Genomic DNA, 23,764 nt, shown 5'->3' on the forward strand with positions numbered 1-23,764 from the left:
CTCACTTCATCGTGTAGCCCCGGCCGTCCATGCAGGCGTCCACGGCGCGGTTGAACACGCTGGTGTCCGCCTGCGCATTGGGCTGGGTGGTCGCCCAGCGGTTGCAGTCGCGGCGGTCGTTCTCCAGTTGCTCGGGCGACTGGCCGTTGCGCGGGTAGATGATGGGGTCGGCCTTGGGAGTTGGCGGTGGTGGCGCCGGCTGTACCTGGGCCGTGCTGAGGACCTCGGGCGGCGGCGTGACGACGGCATAGCCTTCCGGCACGGCGCGGTAGTACACGCCGTTGGCGTAGTAGTAGGGCAGGCCGCCGAGGGTCAACGTCACATAGGCCGGCGGCAGCAGCGGGATGACGACGCCCACGGGCGGCAGCACGACGCGGTAGCGCGGCCCGTAGGGCTGGTACCAGATGCCGCCGTGGAACCAGTAGCGGTTCGGCCCGGCGCCCACGATGACGGCACCCTGCGGCACCACCGGCGCCACATAGCCGGGGGCGGGGTAGTAGTGGTCGTGGTGGTAGCGGTTGTCGAACACCATGCCGATGTTGGCGCGTACGCGCACGTCGGCGTGAGCGGCGGGCGCGGCGAGCGCGCCGCACAGTGCCAGCAGGGCGAGGGAGGAGGAGGGAAGAACCTTCATGATCGTCGCGGAGGAAAGCCGGAAGGAGAAAACGCAACGCAGTCAGCGTGCGCCGCGTGGACGTCGATGGTTTTTCCGCCGCGTAAAGTCGGCGGCCTCAACCCGTCGCCAGGCCGTCCCCGCCCATGATCGAGCTGCACTACTTCCCGAGCAACGCCAGCTTCGCGCCCCACATCCTGCTGGAGGAGATGGGCATCCCGTTCACGCTGCGCGTGGTGGACCGCGCCAACAACGAGCACAAGTCGCCCGCCTATCTGAAGCTCAACCCCAACGGGCTGATCCCGGTGCTGGTGGACGGTGACCTGGTGCTCTACGAGACCGCCGCCATCCTGATGCATCTGGCCGACTGCCACGCCGGCTTCGCGCCTGCGCCCGGCACGCCGCAGCGGGCCGAGTACTACAAGTGGATGGTCTGGCTGACCAACACGCTGCAGGCCATGCTGATCCACTACTTCTACCCGGACCGCATGGCCAGCGATGCGGCCGAGGTCAAGGCCCGCGCGGAGGCCCAGGTGGCGCCGATGCTGGACCAGATGGACGCTCAACTGGCCCGTCATGGCGGGGCCTGGTTCCTCGGCAACGAATACACGGCCGTGGACCCGCTGGCCTTCATGCTGTGCCGCTGGACGCGCATGCAGGCCAACCCGGCCAAGACGCGGCCGGCACTGGGCGCTTATCTGCAGCGGGTGTTCGACCGGCCGGCCACGCAGCGGGTGGTGGCGAAGGAGAAGCTGCCGGACCCGGTGTATTGAATGTGCTCGCGATGCGGTGGGCTGCTTTTGCCAGGAGCCTCCCGACCCGTTGCCGTGCCGCGGGAGTCCGCCCCGCGAGGGCGGGTAACTTTTCTCTGTCGCGCCAGAGAAAAGTCACCAAAAGAGAGGCGCCAACACAATCCGCACTCGAGCGGGATGACGCGCTCGCGATGCTTGAAGCGAGAAGCGCCCCGACGCGAGCCGCTTCGCTCTCGCCCACCACTTGTGCCGCTCACCATGGCTCGGGCCGGCATCCCGCTTAACGCGTGGCTGCACGCCAGCGCGGGGCCCGCCGCAAACCCGAACAGCCGCGCCGCCCGGGCGGCGCTAGACGGGGCTGTCTTGAGGAGCGCGGCGTGCGGCCTCGCGTCGAGCGGCAAGACGGGGTGTGGGTTTGCGCACGTCGAACGTCAGGTGCGCGTTCCGTAGGCGCTTTCCGACCCCGCCAAAGCCCATCTCAAGGCGCGGCACACAGGCAATGCACGGCCGCCGCCTTCTCCCAATGCCCCTGCGCCGACTGCTTGGCCAGTTCCTTCAGCGTGGACAGGTCTTCGATCAGCGGTGCGGGTAGCAGGTCCAGCCCCGTCGCTTGCGCGAAGGCTTCGACCATGGACGGCGCCATCGAGCCCGTCAGCGAAGCGAGCAGCCGCTCCTGGCGGCTCATGTCGCGCTCGACATAGGCCACGCGCGGTTTCTCGCCGTCCTTGAGCGTCAGCTTGCCCAGCTGGGCGGCCGTCTGCACGGCGTCGTCGAAGCTGCCGATGCGGTCGATGAGGCCGCGCGCCAGCGCCTGCGAGCCGGTCCACACGCGGCCCTGGGCCACGGCGTCGATCTTCTCGGGCGTGCTCTTGCGCGCTTGCGCGGCCAGGCCGGTGAAGCGGCCATAGATGTCGTCGATGCCGGCTTGCACCAGTGCCTGGTAGCGCGGGTCCAGCGGGCGGCGCGGGTCATAGGCACCGGCCAGCCAGGTGGTCGTCACGCCACCGGTGTGCAGCGACAGCTTGTCCATGAGCTTGTCGGCCGTGGGCAGCATGCCGAACACGCCGATGCTGCCGGTGATGGTGCCGGCGTCGGCGATGACGGCGTCGCTGCTCATCGAGATCCAGTAGCCGCCCGAGGCCGCCACGTCGCCCATGGAGACGACCACCGGCTTGCCGGCCTTGCGCGTCAGCTCCAGCTCGCGCCGCACGATCTCCGAGGCAAAGGCGCTGCCGCCGGGTGAGTTCACGCGCAGCACAACGGCCTTGATGGCGTCGTCCTCGCGTGCCTTGCGGATCAGGCGGGCCGTGGAGTCGCCGCCGATGCGGCCGGCGCCGGCTTCACCGTCGACGATCTCGCCCTCCGCCACGACGATGCCCACGCCAGGTTGCACGGCATTCGGCGCGCCGGCATCGGGCACGCGCGGCAGGTATTCGGCCAGCGACACCTGCCGGAAGCTCTTGGCCGCCTCGTCCTTCGCACCCTTGGCGATCAGCAGCTCACGCATCTCGTCGCGCGTCTTCAGGCCGTCGACGAGCTTGGCCTGCAGCGCCAGGCGGGCGGCGCTGCCCTGCGCGGCGGCCAGCCGCTGCGGCAGCTCGGCGATGTCGCGCGAGATGCTGCCGGCTTCGAGCTTGCGGGCGGTTTCGATGGCGCCGGTGAAGCCGTTCCACAGCTCACCGTAGACCAGCCCTTCGGCCTCCAGCGTGGCCGGGCTCGGGCCGTTGGCGAAGTAGGGCTCCACGGCGTTCTTGTACGTGCCGACCTTGATGACGTTGGCCGAGACGCCCAGGCGGTCCAGCGCGTCCTTGTAGTAGGTGCGGTAACGGCCGAAGCCTTCGAGCATGACCATGCCCATCGGGTGCACATAGACCTCGCTGGCCTGGGCGGCCAGGAAGTAGCTGCGCTGGCTGAACTGGTCACCGTAGGCGAACACGGGCTTGCCGGATGCCTTGAATCGCTGCAGCCCGGCGCTCACCTCGTGCAGCCCCGCCATGCCGGCGCTGCCGAGGTCGTCGACGTCCAGCAGCACGGCGCTGATCTTGTCGTCGCGCGCGGCGTGGTCCAGCACGGCCAGCACGTCGCGCAGCCGCGTCTGGTGCGCCAGGCTGCGGCCCTGGGCTTGTGCCATCAGCTGGTCGCGGGTGCTGCCCGAGAACTGCTCGACGAGGTTGCCCTCGAGCTTGACGACCAGCGTGGTCTTGTCCTGCAGCGGCTTGGGGCCGCGGGTCAGCAGCGCCGTCACGACGATGACGATCAACAGCAGCACGAAGAGGTTGGTCAAGGCTCGACGTGTGCCGTCGAGCAGCCACCAGGCCTTGGAGAAAAACCAGCCGATTGCGGAAAACAGGGACTTCATCGACAGCGATCTTGAGGGTTGATGCCCGCCGATTGTGTAGGCCGCCGGCCTTAAGCTCTGCAAGTCACGGTTGGGAGACACCCTCATGCTTGCTTGGCCCGCTTGGACCAGACGCCTCAACGAGCACTTTCCGCTGCGCTATGCGAGCTGGATGCTGTGCGGCCTGCTCGCGCTGCTGTTTGCGGCGCGCTGGCATGTGGGATTTGCCGATGGCGTGCTGGCGATTCTCTTCCTGGCGCTGACGCTGCTGGGCTTGCACGACATGCGTCAGACGCGCCACTCCATCCTGCGTAACTACCCGGTCATCGGGCATCTGCGCTTCCTGCTGGAGTTCATCCGCCCGGAGATCCGCCAGTACTTCCTGGAGGGCGACAACGATGCCGCGCCGTTCTCGCGCGCGCAGCGTTCCATCGTCTACCAGCGCGCCAAGGGTGACCCCGACCAGCGCCCCTTCGGCACGCAACTGGACGTGGGCACGCGGGGTTATGAGTGGATCAACCATTCGCTGGTTCCGACCCATCTGCCCAGCCACGACTTCCGCATCACCATCGGTGCAGGCCGCGCGCAGCCCTATTCGGCGAGTGTCTTCAACATCTCGGCGATGAGCTTTGGTGCGCTGAGCGCCAACGCCATCCTGTCGCTCAACAAGGGGGCCCGCATGGGCGGCTTCGCCCACGACACGGGCGAGGGCTCCATCAGCGCGCACCACCGGGTGCACGGCGGCGACCTGATCTGGGAGATCGGCTCGGGCTATTTCGGCTGCCGCAACGACGACGGCTCGTTCAGCGCCGAGAAATTCCAGGCTGCGGCCCTGGACCCGCAGGTCAGGATGATTGAGCTCAAGCTCAGCCAGGGCGCCAAGCCGGGCCATGGTGGCGTGTTGCCTGGGCCCAAGGTCACCGCCGAGATCGCCGCTGCGCGCGGCGTGCCCGAGGGTGTGGCCTGCATCTCGCCGGCTCGCCACAGCGCGTTCTCCACGCCGGTGGAGATGATGCAGTTCATCGAGCGGCTGCGCACGCTGTCGGGCGGCAAGCCCACCGGCTTCAAGCTGTGCATCGGCCACCCGTGGGAATGGTTCGCGCTCGCCAAGGCGATGCTGGAGACCGGCATCACGCCGGACTTCATCGTCGTCGATGGTGCCGAGGGCGGCACTGGCGCTGCGCCGCTGGAGTTCACGAACTACGTCGGCGCACCGCTGCAGGAGGGGCTGCTGCTGGTGCACAACACGCTGGTGGGCCTGAACCTGCGTGACAAGATCAAGATCGGCTGTGCCGGCAAGGTCACGACGGCCTTCGACATCGTGCGCCTGATGGCGCTGGGCGCGGACTGGTGCAACTCCGGCCGCGGCTTCATGTTTGCGCTGGGCTGCATCCAGGCGCAGGCCTGCCACACCGGCCACTGCCCGACGGGCGTGACGACGCAGGACCCGCAGCGCCAGCGCGCCATCATCGTGCCCGACAAGGCGCAGCGGGTCGCCAACTTCCACCAGAACACGCTGAAAGCGCTGAAGGAACTGGTCGAGGCGGCGGGCCTGTGTCACCCGCAGGAAATCACCGCGCAGCACATCGTGCATCGGCTGGACAAGCACGAGGTCAAGCTGCTGGCCAGCCTGCTGCCGTTTGTCGAGCCCGGGGCCGTGCTGCGGGGCGATCTGTCACACAACACGTTCCGCACCTACTGGCCGATGGCCAGCGCGCACAGCTTCGCGCCGCAAAGTGCCATGTCGCGCGCCGGCCAATCTTCATATACCACCTGATTGCGGGGTCTGGCATTTTTGACCTAGGGATATTTGGAACAAAGCACTCACAATGGGTAACAACGTTTTGTTCCGCCATGCCGACCGTCTATCTCCTCCGTCTCAGTGACTCCGCCTTGGCGCGGACCCGCGCCCAATTGCAGCATTCGGACGATGTCGAGCTGGTCGGCAGCGGCAACAGCTTGGCTGAGTCACTGGACGAGATCGATGCGCTCATGCCGGACATCGTCGCCAGCGATCTGCGGCTGAAGGACAACCATGCGATGCGGGTTGCCGTGGAATTGGGGCGTTTGGCGGTGCGGCCGCAGCTGATGCTGCTGACCCCCACGGCCGACGACCTGCAACTCTTCGCCGCGCTCAGCGCTGGCGCGAACGCTTACCACCTGGATAACGGCAGCGGCATCGGCCTTGTCGAGGCGCTGCTCTGTCTGCACGAGCGCCGCGTGGTGCTCGGCCCGCGGTTGGCGCGCCAGGCGCTGGCGGCCTTCGGCATCGAGCGCAGCCCGCTGGTGACGGCGAGCCAGGCCGCCGCAGCACTCGACACGACGCCCGCCGGCCGACAGATCGACCAGTCCGGTCGCCATCTGCTGACCTTGCTGGCGCAAGGCCTGCTGCTGCCCGAGATCGTGGCGCTGTGGAAATTGGATGTCGCCGAACTGGAGCGCCGCATGTGGCGCATGGTGCGCCTGCTGCACGTGCGGTCGCGCGAACTGCTGGCGGCTTGAGTTCCCCGATTGTCTGAACGGTCCACCGCAGTGGGCTGATCGGCAGCTCAGGCGGTGGGGACGGTGTCCAGGAAGCTTTGGCGCTGAGACAGCTTCTCCATGTGGCGCGCCAGGTTCGGATATTCCTCGCGCCAGCCGATCTCGGGGAAACGGAACGCCAGCCAGCCCAGTGCGCAGCCGACGGCGATGTCGGCCAGCGTGAAATGGTTGCCCGAGCACCATGCCTTGTCGCCCAGGCCCTGGCTCATGGCGGCGAGGCTGGCCGCGACCTTGGTCATCTGACGGTCGATCCAGGCGGGGCTGCGTTGTTCGTCGCTGCGGTGCGGCCAGGTTCGCTCCATGCGGGCCAGGATGCCGGCGTCCATGACGCCATCGGCCAGCGCCTCCCAGGTGCGCACTTCGCAGCGCTCACGGCCGCGTTCGGGGATGAGTTTGCCCACGGGCGACAGCGTGTCCACGTACTCCACGATGACGCGTGAGTCGAACATCGCGCCGGTGATGGAGTCCTGGCCTTCCATGACCAGGCAGGGCACCTTGCCCAGCGGATTCATTTTCAGGATGGCGTCGCTGCCCCAGACGTCCTCGAGCACCAATTGGTAGTCGAGCTTCTTCTCGGCCATCACGATGCGCACCTTGCGCACATACGGGCTGGTGAGAGAGCCGATCAACTTCATCGCGGTCATAGAGGGCAAGCACGGGTCACAAGTGGAAACGATTTTAGCGAGCCGCCCCGAGTGAGCTGCCGGTGAAAAAAGCCTGTCGGGTGGCGCCGACAACAGCCACCCACGCGGGGGTTGCCAGCCCGGCGCGCCGCCCGCAAAGTGTCGCCCGGCCATGGCGCATCGAGGCGCGCCGTACGGGCTGACGTCGGGTCTCGACGCAGCGAGGTTTGACCCCGCAGCAGTGCTCGTCGCTGATATCGGCTTCACGAAACGTCAGCGCAGCCCCATCCCGGAAGCTGCCGCCCTTACCGCTTCATCACGTCGGTAGCGCGGCAGGGTGGGCATGCGGCCAGCGGCTGCGAGACCGCCGTTCTGGTGCCGACTTCTAGAATCGCGGGCTTTCCACGATTTGCCGCGCCGCCATGACCACCACCGACTTCAACCCGATCAGCGCCCTCTCGCCGCTGGACGGCCGTTATGCCGCCAAGGTCGCGGCGCTGCGCCCGCTGCTGTCCGAGTACGGGTTGATGCACCGCCGCGTGCAGGTCGAGGTGGAGTGGTTCATTGCGCTGAGCGACGCCGGCTTCAAAGAGTTCAAGCCGCTCTCCAGCGCCGCCCGCTCGCGCCTGCGCCGGCTCGTCAAGAAGTTCAGCGAGGCCGATGCGGAAGAAATCAAGGCCATCGAGCGCACCACCAACCACGACGTCAAGGCCGTGGAGTACTGGATCAAGCGCAGCTTCGAGGGCCAGCCTGAACTGCAGGCCGCAGGCGAATTCGTGCACTTCGCCTGCACCAGCGAAGACATCAACAACACCAGCCACGCGCTGATGCTGAAGGCCGCGCGCGACGAGGTCATGCTGCCGGCGCTGGACGGCATCGTCGAGAAGCTGCGCGGCATGGCGCACCAGTTCGCCGGCACGCCGATGCTGAGCCGCACGCACGGTCAGACCGCCAGCCCCACGACGGTGGGCAAGGAGATCGCCAACGTCGTCGCCCGGCTGCAGGCTGCGCGTGCCCGCATCGCCGCGGTCAAGCCACTGGCCAAGATGAACGGCGCCGTGGGCAACTTCAACGCCCACCTGTCCGCGTGGCCCAAGCACGACTGGGAAGCCTTCAGCAAGCAGGTCATCGAGAAGCAGCTGAAGCTGACGTTCAACCCGTACACCATCCAGATCGAACCGCACGACTACATGGCCGAGCTGTTCGACGCGTTCACGCGCGCCAACACCATCCTCATCGACTGGTCGCGCGACGTGTGGGGCTACATCTCGCTGGGCTACTTCAAGCAGAAGACCAAGGCGGGCGAGATCGGCAGCTCGACGATGCCGCACAAGGTCAACCCCATCGACTTCGAGAACGCGGAAGGCAACTTCGGCCTGGCCAGCGCTGTGCTGACGCACCTGAGCCAGAAGCTGCCGGTGAGCCGCTGGCAGCGTGACCTGACGGACTCCACGGTGCTACGCAACATGGGCGTGGGCCTGGGCTACGCACTGCTGGGTTATGACTCCCTGGCCAAGGGCCTGGGCAAGCTGGAAGTGAACGAAGCCGCGTTGGCTGACGACCTCGATGCCGCCTGGGAAGTGCTGGCCGAGCCCATCCAGACCGTCATGCGCCGTTTCGGCCTGCCCAACCCTTACGAACAGCTCAAGGAGCTCACACGCGGCAAGGCCATCACCCAGGAGTCCATCCGTGCCTTCATCGAGGGGCTGGACCTGCCCAAGGCTGAGAAGGCGCGCCTGCTCAAGCTCACGCCGGGCAGCTACACCGGGCTGGCGCAAGACCTGGCGCGGCGCATCTGAGCTGCTGCCCGGGAGCGCGTCGGTCGCTGCGCGCTTCCCGGGCCGGCCTACAAAGCCAGGCGGAAGACTCTCGAGGGCTCGTTGTAGCCCTCGAGCTGTTTCTGACCTTCCTCCACGAAGCCCAGCTTGCCCAGCAAGGAGACGCTGGGTTGGTTGTCCAGGGCGGTGATGGCCATCAGTGTCTTCCAGCCCATCACTTGCCGGGCGTGGACGACGCAGCCGCGCGCGGCTTCGAGCGCGTAGCCGCGGCGCTCATGCCGCGCCAGCAGCGCGTAGCCGAGGTCGGGCTCGGGCAGCGTCGGGCGTTTGAACAATCCGCACATGCCGACCAGTTCGCCGTCCTCATGCCGTTCAATGGCCCAGAACCCATGGCCCAGCTCACGGTAGGCCTTGAACAGGCGCGCCTCGGCCCACGCCAGGGCGTCGTCCCGGCAGTGCACGCCTGGCGTGCTGATGTTGCGCAGCCAACCGGGCTCGTTGAGCAGTTCGAGCAGGAAGGGCGCGTCCAGCGGTGTGAATTCACGCAATGACAGGCGTTCGGTGTCCAGGATGATCATGGAGTCCGACAATACTGGGTCCTGCCTGCGGTTCGCATCCTGCGCCTGAACGAACTCCCTGCCTGACTTGTCATGAGCCCGGCCCTACCCGCCCACGAAAATCCCGCGCTTCGCCAAGCCTTGCGGGAGCTGGGCGCCCTCCTGGTCGAGGCAGGCTCGAGAGCGGTCGGTCCTCCGTGCGTGACCTGACTGCCGGCGCCAAAGGGACCTGCATGGACGCGTTTCATTCGGATGGCCGCGGCGCTGGGCTTGGAGGCCTTGGCCACCGCAAATGGCCGGCTCAGCGAACCTTTCAGCGCCGCTGGGTTGCCGGTCGGCGCTCTTCGATCGCCGCTCATCCGAGCGGGCGCTGGTCGGCGGCCGGCAGAGCCCAGCCCTGACAATTGCACGCCATGACCTTCGTCTCCCAGCTCCAAGCCCTCACTCCTCACTCCCGGCTGTGCGTCGGGCTCGACCCGGAACCCGCCAAGCTGCCCGGTGCGTGGGCGGGGGACGTCAGCCGCATCTACGACTTCTGCGCCGCCATCGTGGACGCCACGCACGATCTCGTCTGCGCGTTCAAGCCGCAGATCGCCTATTTCGCCGCGCACCGTGCCGAAGATCAGCTGGAGCGCCTCATCTCGCACATCCATGCCGTGGCGCCCCATGTGCCGGTCATCCTCGACGCCAAGCGCGGTGACATCGGCTCGACGGCCGAGCAGTATGCGCGAGAGGCCTTCGTGCGTTATCAGGCCGACGCCGTCACGCTGTCGCCCTTCATGGGGTTCGATTCGGTCGAGCCCTATCTTGCCTATGAGGGCAAGGGTGCCATCCTGCTGTGCCGCACGTCCAACAAGGGCGGCGATGACTGGCAGATGCAGCGCCTGGCCGACGTGCCGGGCCAGCCCCGTCTGTTCGAGCATCTTGCGCACCTGGCTGAATCGCAGTGGAACCGCAACGGCCAGTTGGGCCTGGTGGTGGGCGCCACCTATCCCGCCGAGATCGCGCGGGTGCGGGAGCTGGCGCCCACGCTGCCGCTGCTGGTGCCCGGCGTGGGCGCGCAAGGTGGCGATGCAGCAGCCGTTGTGCAGGCGGCCGGCCGTGTAGCACCGCTGGTGGTCAATTCGTCCCGGGCCATCCTGTACGCCAGCCGCGAGGCAGATTTCGCCCAGCACGCCCGGGCCGTGGCCGAGGCCACGCGGCGCGCCCTCGCCTGAACATGCCGCGCGGCGCGGGCGACCGCTTCAGCAGCCTCGCCGGTCGGGGTGTTTCGGCAGAGCACCTGCCTGACCGGCTGGCCACGCGCATGCGCTGGCAGGCGGCTCGCGTCTTCCTGCTCGCCTGCGGGCCGGTCTTCCTGCCGGTGGCCGTCTTGCTCTGGTTCACGCGCCAGCCGGGCGAGTGGTGGGACGGCTGGCTGCCGCCGTTGCTGTCCGCGCTGATCTCCGCCCTGGCGTTCGCTCGACTGTTGACGGTGCGGCACAGCCCCGAGCGGCAGTCGCGCCCCGCATTCGCGATGCTGCTGATGACGCTCGTGCTGGCGTTGCCGATGGTGGTGGCGGTGTCACGCGATCTGGGCCTGTGGGCACTGAGCCTCACGTTGTCGGGGGTCATGGTCGCGTTTGCCACCGGCATGCTCGGGCTGCTCGCCGGCATGGTGCTGACGGCGTTGACCAGCGTGGGGCTGGCGGCCATGGCGGTGGCGGAGTCGCTGGGGTGGAACACCCATCCGATGGCGATGAACAGCCTGTTGCTGCGCACCTGCGTGCAATTCAGCCTGCTTGGCTCGGGGCTCGTGGTGGGCCTGGCGCTGATGAAGATGGTGCAGCACTCCCTCGCCGAGGCCGAGAAGCGCATGGCGCGTTTTCGCGGTTTGCTGGGCATGGCGGTGCACTGGTATTGGGAGATGGACCGGCAATTCCGGTTCACGCATGTGGCCGTCGAGCGGGCCGGCAGTGCGGGTGCAGACCTGACCGCGCGCCTGGGCAAGACGCCGTGGGAACTGGATGGCATGGGGCTGACCGAGGAAGAGCTCCAAGCGCACCGCGCCGACCTGGAATCGCACCGCCCCTTCCAGGGCATGGTGACGCGCCGTCGCAGCCTGGACGGTGCTACGCGCTGGGTCTCGATCAGCGGCGAGCCGCGCTTCGATGCGCAGGGCAACTTCCGCGGCTATTGGGGGGTGGGGCGCGACGTGACGCAGGAGGTGACGGCCGAGCAGACGGTCCATGCCACCGAGACGCGTTACCGCGAGCTGTTTCGCCGCTCGCCCAGCCCGCTGGTGCTGCACCGCTGGGGGCGGATCGTCGACGCCAACCCGGCAGCCATGGACATGTTCGGTTATGCGCAGCGCGCCAGCATGATCGGCCAGGACCTCTTCAGCCATTACGAGGCGGGCGACGAAGAGACGGCGCGCCAGCAGGCTGCGCGCCTGGAAAGCCTCGCACCCGGCGCGACTCAGCCGATGACCGAGTACCGGCTGCGCACGTTGTCGCGCCACCGCCGGCTCGTACAGGCCACCAGCGTGCGCGTCGAGACGACGTCCGGGCCCGCGACGCTGACCTTCTTCACCGACCAGACCGAGCAGGGGCGCGCCCAAGAGGCGCTGCGCCGCAGTGAGGGTCTGCTGTCGCACCTCGTGGCCACGAGCCCCGATGTGATCACGCTGGCCGAGGCGGAGAGCGGCCGCTACGCGATGGTCAACAAGGCGTTCGAGGCGCTGACCGGCTGGTCCAGCGCGGAGGTGCTGGGCCGCACGGCCGAGGAGATCGGCCTGTGGAGCCGTGAGGCCGACCGCGCGGCCGTGAGCGACGCCATACAGCGCAGCGGCATTGCGAGCAACCTGGCCGTCAGCCTGCGCCGCCGCAACGGCAGCGTGGTGTCCATGCTGGTCTCCGTGGCGCCCTTCGAGATGGACGGGAAGCGCTACCGCGTGCTGTATGCGCGCGACGTGTCCGAGAGCGAGCGCACGCGGCTCGTGCACGGTGCCATCCTGGAGAACGCGTCCATCGGCATCGCACTGACGCGTGAGCACAAGTTCGTGCTCGCCAACCCCCGCGTGGAGGCCATGTTCGGCTGGCCGCGCGGCGCGCTCATCGGCCAGCATGGCAGCGTGGTGTGGCCCACGGTGGACGAATGGGAGGCCGTCGACCAGGCGCTGAGCGCCAGACTGGCTGCGGGCCAGCAGGCCGAGACGGAGCGAACCATGCGCCGCCGTGACGGCTCCACCTTCCTGGCGCGTCTGTTGGCGCAGGCCGTCGACCCCGCCCACCCGAGCCGAGGCGGCACGATCTGGATCGTCGAAGACATCACCGAGCGTCGACGCGTGGAAGACCAGCTCGCCCATGCCAAGGACGAGGCGCAGGCGGCCAGCCGGGCCAAGAGCGCCTTCCTCGCCAACACCAGCCACGAAATCCGCACGCCGCTCAACGGACTGCTGGGCCTGGGGCGGCTGGCGCAGCAGCCCGACATCTCCGAGGCACAGCGCCGCGACTACCTCAACCAGATGATGGAGAGCGCCGAGAGCCTGTCTGGCCTGATCTCCGACATCCTCGACTTCTCCAAGATCGAGGCCGGCCGGCTGTCGCTCGAGACGCAGCCCTTCTCGCTGCGCGAGCTGCTGGCATCCATGCGTCTGGCCTATCTGACTCTCGCCCAGGCGCGCGGTCTCACCTTCACCGTCGAGATCGATCCGGCGCTGCCGAGTTGGGTCTTCGGCGATCCACTGCGCACGCGTCAGATCCTTTCCAACTACCTGACCAACGCGCTGAAGTTCACGGGGCATGGCAGCATCGCCGTCCGCGTCAGAAGCTTGAGCCGCAACAGCCGGGGCATCGCGGGCGAGTGGGTGCGCATCGAAGTCACCGACACCGGCTCGGGCATCGCACCCGGGCAGCAGCAGCGCCTGTTCCAGCCGTTCACGCAGGCTGACGAATCGACCACACGGCGCTTCGGCGGCACCGGACTGGGGCTGTCCATCTGCCGCGAACTGGCGACGTTGATGGGGGGGCAGGTGGGCGTGCGCAGCGTGGAGGGGCAGGGCTCGACCTTCTGGGCCGAACTGCCGCTCGCCGGTGCGCCAGCGCCGACGCCCGCCCCCGGCCAGCCCCGCGAGGCTCGCGCCGACGGTGCCATGGCGACCAGCCTGCAGGGGCGCCGCGTGCTCATCGCGGAAGACCACCCGGTCAACATGCTCATCGCGGTTGCCCAGTTGGAGCAGTGGGGCATGACCGTGTCGCAGGCCGGCGACGGGCGGCAGGCCGTCAGCGCCGCGCTCGCCGCCGCACAGGCCGGCCATCCATTCGATATCGTGCTGATGGACATGCAGATGCCGGTGATGGGCGGCAATGATGCGACGCGCGAACTGCGCACGCGCTTCAGCGCCGATGAACTGCCCATCGTCGCGCTGACGGCGGCGGCGCTGGTGTCCGAGCGCGACGACGCCTTCGCCGCCGGCATGAACGACTTCCTGACCAAGCCCATCGACCCGCCCAAGCTGCATCAGACGCTGCTGCGCCTCACGAGCCAGCGTTGACAATGCCGCCTCCAGCACCTGGAGGAACCCCATGAACGCCCAAGCGCCGCGACAGTTCCGCTACTACGACCTGATCATGGCGGCCTTCGTCTGTGTGCTGCTGTGCTCCAACCTCATCGGCGCAGCCAAGGCGGCGCAGCTGACGTTGCCGGTCATCGGCACCGTCACGTTCGGGGCGGACCTGTTTTTCTTCCCGATCAGCTACATCTTTGGCGACATCCTGACCGAGGTCTACGGCTATGGGCGCGACCGCCGCGTTGTGTGGGCGGGCTTTGGCGCGCTGCTGTTCTCGGCGTTCATGGCCTTCGTGGTCGTGCACTTGCCGCCGGCGCAGAACGACTTCATGGCCGTCTACCAGCCGCAGCTCGAAGCGGTGTTCGGCAACACCTGGCGCATCGTGGCCGGCTCGATGATTGCGTTTGCCTGCGGCAGCTTCGCGAACAGCTTGGTCTTGGCGAAGATGAAGATTGCGACCCAGGGCAAGTACCTGTGGGCGCGCATCGTCGGCTCTACGGTCGTGGGGCAACTTGTCGACACCGGGGTGTTCTTCCTCATCGCCTTCTACGGCATCTGGCCCAACGACCAACTGTTCGCCGTCATCGTCGCGCAGTACCTGTTCAAGACGATCTGGGAGGCGGTCATGTATCCCTTCACCGCACGCGTCGTCGCCTTCCTGAAGCGCGCCGAGGGCGTCGACTTCTACGACCGCGGCACGAACTTCAATCCCTTCTCGATGAAGGTGTAGGACCGCATGGCGGGGGGGCTATCGTCTGAAAGGCAAACGGCCTTCGCTGGCTCGAAAATACCGCCATGAGCCCCACACAAACTGCTCCGGCACCCGACCTGCTCTTCGCGCTTTTGCCTGACAGCGGCCTGGCGCCCGACGGCCCCGACACGCTGGCGCCGTTGGCCGCGGCGCTGCAGGCGCAATACCCCAACGCGCTGACGCTGACGCTGCACCCGCCCCTGCGCGATGCCGAGGGGCGTTGCCGCTGGTGGCTGGAGCCGGAGCCGAGCCCCGACGGCGTGGCGGCGGCGTTGCCCTGGTTGATCGAGCGCCTGCGCCACGAGGCCGCGCGGCTGGAGCTGCCGTGGCAACGCGTGGCGCTGGCAGGCCTGGGCGACGGTGCGCTGCTCGCGCTGGAGGCCTTGCAGGCAGAGCCGGCGCTGGCCGGCCGCGTGCTGGCGTTCGCCGGCGGCTATCTGTCGCGGCCCGAACATGCGCCGCAAGACGTTTGCGTGCACCTGCTGCACGGCCTGGAAGACCGGCGCTTTTCCTACCGCCACGTCGTCGATGCGGCGCAGGCGCTGGTGGACCTGGGGGCCGATGTGACGGCCGACCTGCTGCCGCACCTGGACCATGGCCTGCACCCGGCGCTGATCGCCAAGGCGATGGAGCAGTTGCGCACTTTCATCCCCGCGCGGCTGTGGCGCGAAGCGTTGATCGCCGCGCAGGAAAACGAGCGGCCAGTGGGCTGATCGCTCAGTCCAGCACGACCTCGGTTCGTACCGCGCCGGCCCGCTCCGCGCTGGCACTCAGCGTCAGCTGCGTGCCGACGGGGGCGCGCACGACCCACTCGGCCACTGCGCGGTCACCGGTGGGTTGCTTGTTGGCGAGGAAGGCCAGCTGGCTCTGCCGCGGGGCGTGGCCATCGAGATGGGGGCCTTCGAACCGCTCCTTGCCGCTGACGAGGCTGACGGCGGGGTCGCCGCTGGGCAGGTGCAGCTCGAACATGACGCCGCGCACGGTCTTGCGCTCCAGCGCGCGCTGCGTCACGCAGGCCGGCAGGTAGCCGGCGTTGGCCACGGCGAGGCGCACGCGCCACATGTCGGGCCCCAGCGCCCGCACCTCGACGCGGATCAGCTCCAGCCGGGGCAGGCTCATCGCGATCTGCGTCATCCACGCCGGAAAGCGGGCCACCTCGCGCTCGCGCAGCGCCGGCGGCGGGTTGCGCCAGTAGTTCATCTTGTCCCAGCCGCCGATCTCGACCGAGCCCAGCTGCGGGTGCTGGAAGGGCGTCCACGCCACGTGGGCCAGGCCATCGCAGTGCTCGTCGCTCCAGCGCAGCAGCTTCAGGTCGTCCTCGACCGGGTGGCGCCGGTACCAGTCGATCCAGCCGTGGTCGTCGGCCACGCCGGCCTCGCGCTTCGGCGACCACAGCTCGACCACCCAGAACAGCGCGCCCAGGTGCTCATAGAGCCAGTCCTGCGTGCCGGTGATGACGTCCTTGGGGTCGTAGCGGAAGTCTTCATAGATGCTGATGGCGGGGTAGCCCGAGTGCTGTTCACCCAGCGCCGAGAACTGCTGGAACAGCCACAGGTCTTCGGCCGTCATCTCCTTGTCGCTGCGCGTGCTGCTGGGCCGCAGGATGACGCCGCTGTGCGTGTGGAAGCTCACGGCCGCACCGATGTTGGGGTGGCCGGACACAAACTCCACCATCGCGCGCACTTCCGGCTCGCTGGTGGGGTAGGGGCCGGCGCCGACCTGCTGGAACTCCTGGCGCCATTCGCCGGGGAAGTTGCGGTTGAGGTCCAGCCCCTCGCGGTCGTTGTTGACGCGCAGGGTCAGGCCGTCATGGTTGCGGATGAAGCCTTCGGGAATGAGGCGGTAGTACTCGCCGCCATGCTCGCCCGGCTCGCGCGGCACCATGAGGCGCGGGTCGCCGGCGTGTTTCTTGTAGCCACCGTGCGGGTCGGGCACGCGCATGGTCAGGATGCGGCCGTCGCCGTCCACGTCTTCCATCGTCAGGCCGTCGACGGGCTGCTCGGTGTACGGGTAGGGGCGTGTGGAGCTGCGGATGTGGCGTGGCCGGTCTGCCAGCGCGAGTTCGGCGCCGTCGGGGTTGAGCCGCGGCACGATGTAGAGCGTGCGCGTGTCCAGCAGCCGGTTGATCTGCTGCGCCTCGGGGCTGGTGCCGCCATGCAGCTCGAGCAGCTGATGCAGGTAGTACAGGCAGGCGGTGGAGGCGGTCAGCTCGGCGGCGTGGATGTTGCCGTCGATCCACATCGCCGGCTTGTCGATGTCCATGCCGGCCGCCAGGTTGGTGACCACCACCACCCAGATGTCGCGGCCCTCGTGGCTCTTGCCGATGGAGCGCACCGACACCAGGTTGGGTCGCGCCTCGGCGTAGGCGAACAGCAGCGCTGTCAGGGCGTCATAACGGTAGAACTGGTCGAAGCGAGGGCGGGGCAGGGGGCTGGGCATGGTGGCGCGGATTGTGTGGACCCGCCGGCCCGCCGCCGGCCAGGGTTTGCCCTGGCGAGGCGGCCTCACTGCCCCTTGAACAGCACCTGGAATTGCCGTGACACGGGCAGGCGTTCGTCACGCCCGCGCAGCGTGACGACCATGGTGCCCTCGTCGACGCGCACGGCCCGCGCGATGCAGCGGCTGTTGACGAGCACCGAGCGATGGATCTGCCAGAACTGCTCGGCGTCCAGTTGCGTCAGCAGCTCGCGCAGCGGCGTGCGGATCAGCGCTTCGCCGCCCTGGTGCACGACGCGGGTGTAGCGCGCATCGGCCTCGAAATAGACGATCTCGTCGGGCGGGATCAGCTGCACCTCGCGGCCCACGCTGGCCTGGATGGGCCGCACGGCCGGCCTGGCCGCCTGCAGCTGCGGCAGGCTGGCCAGCAGGCGCTGCAGCGCGGTGGTCTCCGGCGTGGGGCCGGCCAGGCGCGCCCGCAGCCGCGTGAGCGTCTGGGCGAGGCGCTCGTCGTCCACGGGCTTGAGCACGTAGTCGGCCGCGCCGGCATCGAAGGCGGCGAGGGCGTGGTCGTCGAAGGCCGTGACGAAGACGACCAGCGGCGGCGTGGCCAGCGCCGACAGCCGCCGCGCCACCTCCAGGCCGCTGAGGCCCGGCATGCGGATGTCGAGAAAGACGACGGCGGGCTCGTGGGCGAGGTAGTCGTCCCAGGCCTCGGCGCCGTTGGCGCTGGCGGCCACCACGCGCAGCTCGGGCCAGCGCCGTGCCAGTGCGGCGCGCAGTTGCTCGCGCGGGGCTTCCTCGTCGTCGGCGATCAGGGCGGTCAGTTCAGTCATGGCGCAATGCGGGCGTCCAGGTGAGGGTGGCGACGCAGCCCGGGGCCGCATCGGACAGAGTCAGCGTGGCGTCGGGCAGCGCGTGCTGCAGGCGCCGGCGTGTGTTGGACAAGCCCACGCCGTCCGTGCCGCCGGGGCGCAGGCCGCTGCCGTCATCGCGCACGCGAAGGGTCAGTCGTTCGTTCTCGCGGCGCAGGTCCACCTGCACCTGCCCGCCGTGCAACTGAGGCTCGATGCCGTGCGCGATGGCGTTCTCCACCAGCGTCAACACGACGCCGGGCGGCAGCTGGGCGTGCAGCCCGGCCGGCACGTCGATGCCGAAGCGCAGCCGTGGCCCCAGCCGCGCCTGCATGATGGCGAGGTAGCGGCGCACCATCTCCATCTCGTCGTCCAGCGGCTGCAGTTCGCGCTCGAACATCGGCAGCGTGGCGCGCAGATAGGCCGTGAAGTCGCGCAGCAGCGGAGCCGCGCGGGCGTCGCCGGTGTCCACCCAGTGTTGCAGCGAGGCCAGCGTGTTGAACAGGAAATGCGGCTGGATCTGCGCGGTGGCCAGCCGCGTTTGCAGGCGCAGTGCGGCGTCCTGCTCGGCGAGTTCGTTCAGCCGCGCGGCGATCTGCTGCACGCGATAGACCGTCAGCGCCCACCAGGCCGACATGACGGCCACCATCACCCAGGCCAGCTCCGGCGCGACCTCCCGCACCGTGCCGCGCATGGCATCCTGGCCGAACAGCCGTCTGCCGCCCAGCAGCACCAGCCACAGCAGCAGGCAGGTCGCGTAGCTGGCGCCGTTGAGCCGGCGCCGCGTCGGATTGCGCCACAGCCAGCGCGCAACGGCCAGGCCCAGCACGGTCAGCAACAGGCCGGCGCAGAAGATCCACAGCGCCTGGCGGCCCGGCGTGACGGCGAAGCCCATGCCGAGCATGACGGCGGCGTTGAACAAGGCATAGCGCTCCAGCGCAGCGGGCCAGGGCTGCATGCCGGCCCGCGCCAGCTCGGCAGGCGTGAAGACGCGCGTGGGGCCGGGGTAGATCCATTGCGACCAGGGCGCGTCGGTCCAGCGTCGCGGGGGCGGGGGTGATGACATGCGCGCAGTCTAGGCAGCGCACGGCCATGGGCTGCGTAGCGATGCGGCGAATGGCCGGTCGGGCCGCGCAGATGGTTGGCCGACCGATCGGTCGGGGAAAGTGCAGAATGCCCGGATGACCCCCTGGACCGCCCTGGACCTCGAACGTCACGCCGGTGGCGTTGCCGTGCTCACGATGAACCGGCCCGCCGTGTTCAACGCCTTCGACGAGACGTTGATCGCCGAGCTGGACGAGGCCTTCGCGCAGCTGGGGGCGGACGCGGCGGTGCGTGTCATCGTGCTGGCCGGTGCCGGCAAGCACTTCAGCGCCGGGGCCGACCTGCAATGGATGCAGCGCGCCGCCGCCGCGTCGCAGGGCGACAACCTGGCCGACGCCCACCGCTTTGCGGCCATGCTGGCGCGCATCGCCGACTGCCCGAAACCGACGCTGGCCCGCGTGCAGGGCGCGGCGCTGGGCGGCGGCGTGGGCCTGGTGGCGGCGTGCGACATGGCGGTCGCGTCCAACGGCGCGAGCTTCACGGTCAGCGAGGCGCGCATGGGCATCCTGCCGGCCGTCATCGGCCCGCACCTCATCAACGCCGTGGGCCTGCGCGAGGCGCGGCGGCTGGCGCTGACGGCCTCGCGCATCGGCGCCGACGAGGCGCAACGCATCGGTCTCGTGCAGCACGTCGTGCCGGCCGGCGAGCTCGACGCGGCCGTCGACGCGTGGGTGACTGACTTGCTCGCCGCCGGCCCGCAAGCTCAAGGCCAGATCAAGCAGCTCTACGCGCGGCTGGCGCCCGGCCCGGTGACCGCAGAGGTGCGCGAGCTGACCGCGCAGACGATTGCCCGTGTGCGCACGACGCCCGAGGCGCGCGAAGGCTTTGCCGCCTTCTTCGCCAAACGCAAGCCCAACTGGAACGACGCCGAATGACGCTGAACGACTCCCGCCTCCTCATCGTCGGCGCCGGCCTGATGGGCGCCGGCATCGCGCAAGTCGCGGCGCAAGCCGGGCATGAGGTCTCGCTGTTCGACGCCCGCGCCGGCGCCGCCGCAGCCGCCAAGGCCAAGCTGGCGCAGACGCTGGATGGCCTGGCCGCCAAGGGCAAGCTGACGAGCGAGGCCGCGGCCGCGACGCTGGCCCGCATCACGCCGGTCGATACGCTGGTCTCGGCGGATGTCGTCATCGAGGCCATCGTCGAGGACCTGGACGTGAAGCGCGCGCTGTTCGCCGAGCTGGAGGCGCTGCTGCCGAGCGACGCGGTCATCGCCACCAACACCTCGTCCATCTCGGTGACGGCCCTGGCGCGCGGCATGCAGCACCCCGAGCGGCTGGTCGGCATGCACTTCTTCAACCCGGTGCCGTTGATGAAGCTGGTTGAAGTCGTGTCGGGCCTGGGCACGTCGCCCGACGTGGCGCAGGCGGTGTTCGACCTCGCTGGCCGCTGGGGCAAGACGGCCGTGCACGCGCGCTCCACGCCCGGCTTCATCGTCAACCGCATCGCCCGGCCCTACTACGCCGAGGCGCTGATGCTGCTGCAGGAGCGCGCCGCCGCGCCCGAAGTCATCGACGCCTGCCTGCGGGCGGCGGGCTTTCGCATGGGGCCGTGCGAGCTGATGGACTTGATCGGCCACGACACCAACTTCGCGGTGACGAACTCGGTGTTCGCGGCCAACTTCTTCGACCGCCGCTTCACGCCGTCGCTCGTGCAGCAGGAGCTGGTGGACGCGGGCTTTCTCGGGCGCAAGAGCGGGCGGGGCTTCTACCGCTACCCCGAAGGTGCGCCGGCGCTGCCGCAAGATGGCTTGTCCAGACCCGATGCACAACGCCTGATCGTTCATGGGCATGGCCGCGTGGCGGATCGCTTCGCCGCAGCATTTCCGCAGGCCAATCGCAATATTTCGAGTGGCTGGATCGGCTTGGAGGCCGACGATGCACAAATTCGACTGACTGATGGCCGCACCGCGCTGGAGATTGCGGCTGAGCGACAGATGAGAGGACCGGTCGTGGTGTTTGATCTGCCGCTGGGGGCGGGCACCGATCTGGCTTACTCCCAGGCCATCAACTTGGGCTCGCCAGCGAGTTGGTTGGCTTCGCTTGGCTTTACGCCGCGCGAAGTGGCCGATGTGCCCGGCCTCGTCGTCGCCCGCACCATCGCGATGCTGGTCAATGAGGCGGCCGACGCCGTGCAGCAAGGCGTCTGCGACGAGGCCGGCGCCGACGCGGCGATGAAGTTGGGCGTCAACTACCCGGCCGGGCCGTTCGAATGGCTGGCGTCTTGGGGCTTCGATGCCGTTGTGACGCTCTTGGATCGCCTCGATACCCACTACCGCGGAGAGCGATACCGCGTCAGCCCTTACCTGAGAAGACACGCGATATGACTTCCCACGCCTTCATCTGTGACGCCGTCCGCACACCCTTCGGCCGCTACGGCGGGGCCTTGTCTTCCATCCGCACCGACGACCTCGCCGCATTGCCGATCAAGGCGCTGATGGCGCGCCACCCGAACGTCGACTGGGCGGCGGTGGAGGACGTCCTCTACGGCTGCGCCAACCAGGCCGGCGAGGACAACCGCAACGTCGCCCGCATGGCCGCGTTGTTGGCCGGCCTGCCGCAGGACGTGCCGGGCGCGACGGTCAACCGACTGTGCGGTTCGGGCCTGGACGCCGTGGGCTCGGCCGCTCGCGCCATCCGGGCCGGCGAGGCCGGGCTGATGATCGCCGGCGGTGTGGAAAGCATGAGCCGCGCGCCTTTCGTGATGCCCAAGGCCGAGAGCGCCTTCAGCCGCGCGAACGCGATCTACGACACGACCATCGGCTGGCGTTTCGTCAACCCGCTGATGAAGGCGGCCTACGGGGTGGACGCCATGCCCGAGACGGCCGAGCACGTGGCGCGCGATTTCGGCATCGAGCGCGAGGCGCAGGACCGCATGGCGCTGGCGTCCCAACGCAAGGCCTTGGCGGCGCAGCAGCGCGGCTTCTTTGCACGCGAGATCGTGCCGGTCGACGTGCCGCAGAAAAAGGGCGAGCCACTGCGCGTGCTGCTGGACGAACACCCGCGCGAGACCAGCCTGGAGGCGCTGGCCCGGCTCAAGGGCGTCGTGACGCCCGACGGTACGGTGACGGCCGGCAATGCCAGCGGCGTCAACGACGGGGCTTGCGCGCTGCTGCTGGCCAGCGAGGCTTCAGCCGCCCGCCACGGCCTGACACCGCGCGCCCGCGTGGTGGGCATGGCTACGGCCGGCGTCGCGCCGCGCATCATGGGCATCGGCCCGGCGCCGGCCACGCGCAAGGTGCTGGCGCAGACCGGGCTCACGCTCGCGCAGATGGACGTCATCGAGCTGAACGAGGCCTTCGCCGCGCAAGGCCTGGCCGTGCTGCGCGATCTGGGGCTGGCCGACGACGACGCCCGCGTGAACCCCAACGGCGGCGCCATCGCGCTGGGCCACCCGCTGGGCGCCAGCGGCGCGCGCCTCGTGACGACGGCCGTCAACCAGCTGGAAGTGAGTGGCGGCCGCTACGCGCTGTGCACCATGTGCATCGGCGTGGGGCAGGGCATTGCGCTCGTCATCGAGCGGGTGTGAGCCGCTCCGGGTTAGTTGCGCGCCGGAGGGCTTGCGGGAATCTTCGTGGTGCGCCAACACCCGCGCCGTTGAATGGCCGCAAGGCGCTGGTGCTCCGGCTTATTCGAAGAACAGCCGGCTGAAGCCTTTGATGCTGACGAGATTGCCCGGGTTGCTGGTCTCGTTGAGCACGCCGCTCATGCGCTTGAGCAGCCGCGGGCTCTTCTGGGCGCGCCAGATCAGCAGGTCGGCCAGCCACGGATGGGCATTCACGCGGTTGGCGCGTTCGTAGAGGTCGAACTTCGGCTTCAGTGTGGTCAGGCTGGCCTCGTACGCGGCCCGCGCCGCGGCATCGTCATCGCGGTGGGCGAGGATCGCGTCCGCCGCCAGCATGCCAGTTTCCATGGCCTTGCCGATGCCTTCGCCTGTGAACGAATAGGTGGAGCCGGCGGCCTCGCCGGTCACCAGTAGCCCCGGGCGCGTCCACTTCGCGCCGGTCAGCGTGCAGCGCAGCGGCGCGCCCTTGAGCCACTGATCGCCCTCGCCCACCTTCTCGCCCACGCGCATCAGCTCGGCGGCGGGTGCGTACTTCTCCACGAAGGCGTCGAAGATGGCGCGCAGGTTGACGTCCTTCTTGCGGCCCTTGCCGTTCAGGTCCTTGTGCGAATCGGTGACGCCCACGCCGATGTTGAAGTGGCCGTCGGGCGCCGGGAAGATCCAGCCATAGCCGGGGCGCACGGCCTTGTCCCACACCACCTCCAGCGCCTTGATCTTGCCGACCATCTGGGGCGCCTTCACATAACCGCGCAGTGCCACGCCGCTGGGCGTGTGCCGCTCGCACATGCCGGCCGCCGTCAGCGCCTTGGGCACGGCACCGGTCGCCAGCACGACCCAGTCGGCGCGTACCTCCACCAGTTCATCGCCCCGCTTGAGCCGCGCGCCGACAACGCGGCCGTCTTCCTCGATCGGCGCCTCGAACCGAGCCTGTTCGAACTGCGCACCGGCCGCCTGCGCGGCCGTCAACATCAAGGCGTCCAACACCTTGCGCGGCAGCACGGCCAACGAGCCCGGTACATCGACGCGCCCGCCGCGCGGGCCGATGCAAGCAACATGGGCCACCGGTTCGGCCAGGCGCATGACCTCGTCCAGCAACCCCAGCCGCGCCAAGGCCTTGTGCGCGTCGGGAATCAGCCCGTCGCCACAGGTCTTGTCTCGGCCATGCGGATGTTGGTCGACGATTCGCACCCGCAAGCCGCCACGGGCCAGCACCCGCGCGCAGGCACTGCCGGCGGGGCCGGCGCCGATGATGAGAACGTCGGGAGCGGTGGAGGGAGCTGTCATGGCACTGAGCGGTAGCGGGAGCG

Annotated in this window: 19 protein-coding genes; 11 read left to right on the forward strand and 8 right to left on the reverse strand. The window is 68.9% G+C overall.

Annotated elements, in window-relative coordinates:
- Position 1: 1 nt before the first annotated feature.
- On the reverse strand, positions 2 to 634 hold the full coding sequence (locus ACG00X_RS12515) for a DUF6515 family protein (RefSeq protein ID WP_394488514.1): 633 nt from the start codon (positions 632 to 634) through the stop codon (positions 2 to 4).
- Between the two features lie 125 nt (positions 635 to 759).
- On the opposite strand from ACG00X_RS12515, the gene ACG00X_RS12520 reads away from it, so the two are divergent.
- Positions 760 to 1,386: a glutathione S-transferase family protein gene (locus ACG00X_RS12520; RefSeq protein ID WP_394488515.1), complete on the forward strand. Its 627-nt coding sequence runs from the start codon at positions 760 to 762 to the stop codon at positions 1,384 to 1,386.
- A gap of 457 nt (positions 1,387 to 1,843) precedes the next feature.
- Here ACG00X_RS12520 and sppA read toward each other — a convergent pair whose 3' ends face one another.
- Positions 1,844 to 3,724, reverse strand: coding sequence for a signal peptide peptidase SppA (sppA, locus tag ACG00X_RS12525; RefSeq protein ID WP_394488516.1), 1,881 nt, complete (start codon positions 3,722 to 3,724; stop codon positions 1,844 to 1,846).
- Between the two features lie 85 nt (positions 3,725 to 3,809).
- Between sppA and ACG00X_RS12530 the strand changes: the two genes are divergently transcribed.
- Both ACG00X_RS12530 and ACG00X_RS12535 read left to right on the forward strand, forming a co-directional pair.
- Complete coding sequence (locus tag ACG00X_RS12530; RefSeq protein WP_394488517.1) at positions 3,810 to 5,480, forward strand: FMN-binding glutamate synthase family protein; 1,671 nt, start codon at positions 3,810 to 3,812, stop codon at positions 5,478 to 5,480.
- A 137-nt stretch (positions 5,481 to 5,617) separates the two neighbouring features.
- Positions 5,618 to 6,205, forward strand: coding sequence for a response regulator (locus tag ACG00X_RS12535; RefSeq protein WP_394488518.1), 588 nt, complete (start codon positions 5,618 to 5,620; stop codon positions 6,203 to 6,205).
- 47 nt (positions 6,206 to 6,252) lie between these two features.
- On the opposite strand, the gene ACG00X_RS12540 is transcribed toward ACG00X_RS12535, so the two are convergent.
- Positions 6,253 to 6,879 carry a glutathione S-transferase family protein gene (locus ACG00X_RS12540; RefSeq protein WP_394488519.1) on the reverse strand — a complete coding sequence of 209 codons (627 nt, stop codon included), beginning with the start codon at positions 6,877 to 6,879 and terminating at the stop codon, positions 6,253 to 6,255.
- A 410-nt stretch (positions 6,880 to 7,289) separates the two neighbouring features.
- Between ACG00X_RS12540 and purB the strand changes: the two genes are divergently transcribed.
- The gene (gene purB / locus ACG00X_RS12545) at positions 7,290 to 8,666 is read left to right on the forward strand and encodes an adenylosuccinate lyase (RefSeq protein ID WP_394488520.1); all 1,377 of its coding nucleotides are present in this window, start codon (positions 7,290 to 7,292) and stop codon (positions 8,664 to 8,666) included.
- A gap of 47 nt (positions 8,667 to 8,713) precedes the next feature.
- Here purB and ACG00X_RS12550 read toward each other — a convergent pair whose 3' ends face one another.
- Positions 8,714 to 9,223, reverse strand: a complete 510-nt coding sequence (locus ACG00X_RS12550; protein ID WP_394488521.1) for a GNAT family N-acetyltransferase — start codon at positions 9,221 to 9,223, stop codon at positions 8,714 to 8,716.
- A gap of 392 nt (positions 9,224 to 9,615) precedes the next feature.
- Between ACG00X_RS12550 and pyrF the strand changes: the two genes are divergently transcribed.
- From pyrF to ACG00X_RS12570, 4 genes are all read left to right on the forward strand, one after another.
- Positions 9,616 to 10,419 carry an orotidine-5'-phosphate decarboxylase gene (gene pyrF, locus ACG00X_RS12555; protein WP_394488522.1) on the forward strand — a complete coding sequence of 268 codons (804 nt, stop codon included), beginning with the start codon at positions 9,616 to 9,618 and terminating at the stop codon, positions 10,417 to 10,419.
- Between the two features lie 2 nt (positions 10,420 to 10,421).
- The gene (locus tag ACG00X_RS12560) at positions 10,422 to 13,736 is read left to right on the forward strand and encodes a PAS domain S-box protein (protein ID WP_394488523.1); all 3,315 of its coding nucleotides are present in this window, start codon (positions 10,422 to 10,424) and stop codon (positions 13,734 to 13,736) included.
- Between the two features lie 31 nt (positions 13,737 to 13,767).
- On the forward strand, positions 13,768 to 14,481 hold the full coding sequence (locus tag ACG00X_RS12565) for a queuosine precursor transporter (RefSeq protein WP_394488524.1): 714 nt from the start codon (positions 13,768 to 13,770) through the stop codon (positions 14,479 to 14,481).
- 65 nt (positions 14,482 to 14,546) lie between these two features.
- Complete coding sequence (locus tag ACG00X_RS12570) at positions 14,547 to 15,215, forward strand: alpha/beta hydrolase family protein (RefSeq protein WP_394488525.1); 669 nt, start codon at positions 14,547 to 14,549, stop codon at positions 15,213 to 15,215.
- Between the two features lie 4 nt (positions 15,216 to 15,219).
- Here the strand turns inward: ACG00X_RS12570 and ACG00X_RS12575 are convergent, their stop codons facing one another.
- From ACG00X_RS12575 to ACG00X_RS12585, 3 genes are all read right to left on the reverse strand, one after another.
- On the reverse strand, positions 15,220 to 16,941 hold the full coding sequence (locus tag ACG00X_RS12575) for a M14 family metallopeptidase (RefSeq protein WP_394488526.1): 1,722 nt from the start codon (positions 16,939 to 16,941) through the stop codon (positions 15,220 to 15,222).
- A 65-nt stretch (positions 16,942 to 17,006) separates the two neighbouring features.
- Positions 17,007 to 17,774: a LytR/AlgR family response regulator transcription factor gene (locus ACG00X_RS12580; protein WP_394488527.1), complete on the reverse strand. Its 768-nt coding sequence runs from the start codon at positions 17,772 to 17,774 to the stop codon at positions 17,007 to 17,009.
- Complete coding sequence (locus tag ACG00X_RS12585) at positions 17,767 to 18,858, reverse strand: sensor histidine kinase (RefSeq protein ID WP_394488528.1); 1,092 nt, start codon at positions 18,856 to 18,858, stop codon at positions 17,767 to 17,769. The genes ACG00X_RS12580 and ACG00X_RS12585 overlap by 8 nt, the downstream gene beginning before the upstream one ends.
- A gap of 115 nt (positions 18,859 to 18,973) precedes the next feature.
- Here ACG00X_RS12585 and ACG00X_RS12590 point away from each other — a divergent pair, with 115 nt between their 5' ends.
- The 3 genes from ACG00X_RS12590 to pcaF are packed head-to-tail and all read left to right on the forward strand — an operon-like array spanning position 18,974 to position 22,421.
- The gene (locus tag ACG00X_RS12590; RefSeq protein ID WP_394488529.1) at positions 18,974 to 19,771 is read left to right on the forward strand and encodes an enoyl-CoA hydratase-related protein; all 798 of its coding nucleotides are present in this window, start codon (positions 18,974 to 18,976) and stop codon (positions 19,769 to 19,771) included.
- A complete protein-coding gene (locus ACG00X_RS12595) occupies positions 19,768 to 21,219 on the forward strand; it encodes a 3-hydroxyacyl-CoA dehydrogenase (protein WP_394488530.1) in 1,452 nt (483 codons plus the stop codon). The genes ACG00X_RS12590 and ACG00X_RS12595 overlap by 4 nt, the downstream gene beginning before the upstream one ends.
- Positions 21,216 to 22,421: a 3-oxoadipyl-CoA thiolase gene (gene pcaF / locus ACG00X_RS12600; RefSeq protein WP_394488531.1), complete on the forward strand. Its 1,206-nt coding sequence runs from the start codon at positions 21,216 to 21,218 to the stop codon at positions 22,419 to 22,421. The genes ACG00X_RS12595 and pcaF overlap by 4 nt, the downstream gene beginning before the upstream one ends.
- 99 nt (positions 22,422 to 22,520) lie before the next feature.
- Here the strand turns inward: pcaF and ACG00X_RS12605 are convergent, their stop codons facing one another.
- Entirely contained in the window at positions 22,521 to 23,741 is a 1,221-nt protein-coding gene (locus ACG00X_RS12605) for an NAD(P)/FAD-dependent oxidoreductase (RefSeq protein ID WP_394488532.1), read from the reverse strand.
- Between the last annotated feature and the right edge of the window lie 23 nt (positions 23,742 to 23,764).

Source organism: Pelomonas nitida, assembly GCF_043555975.1.
GTDB lineage: Bacteria > Pseudomonadota > Gammaproteobacteria > Burkholderiales > Burkholderiaceae_C > Pelomonas > Pelomonas nitida.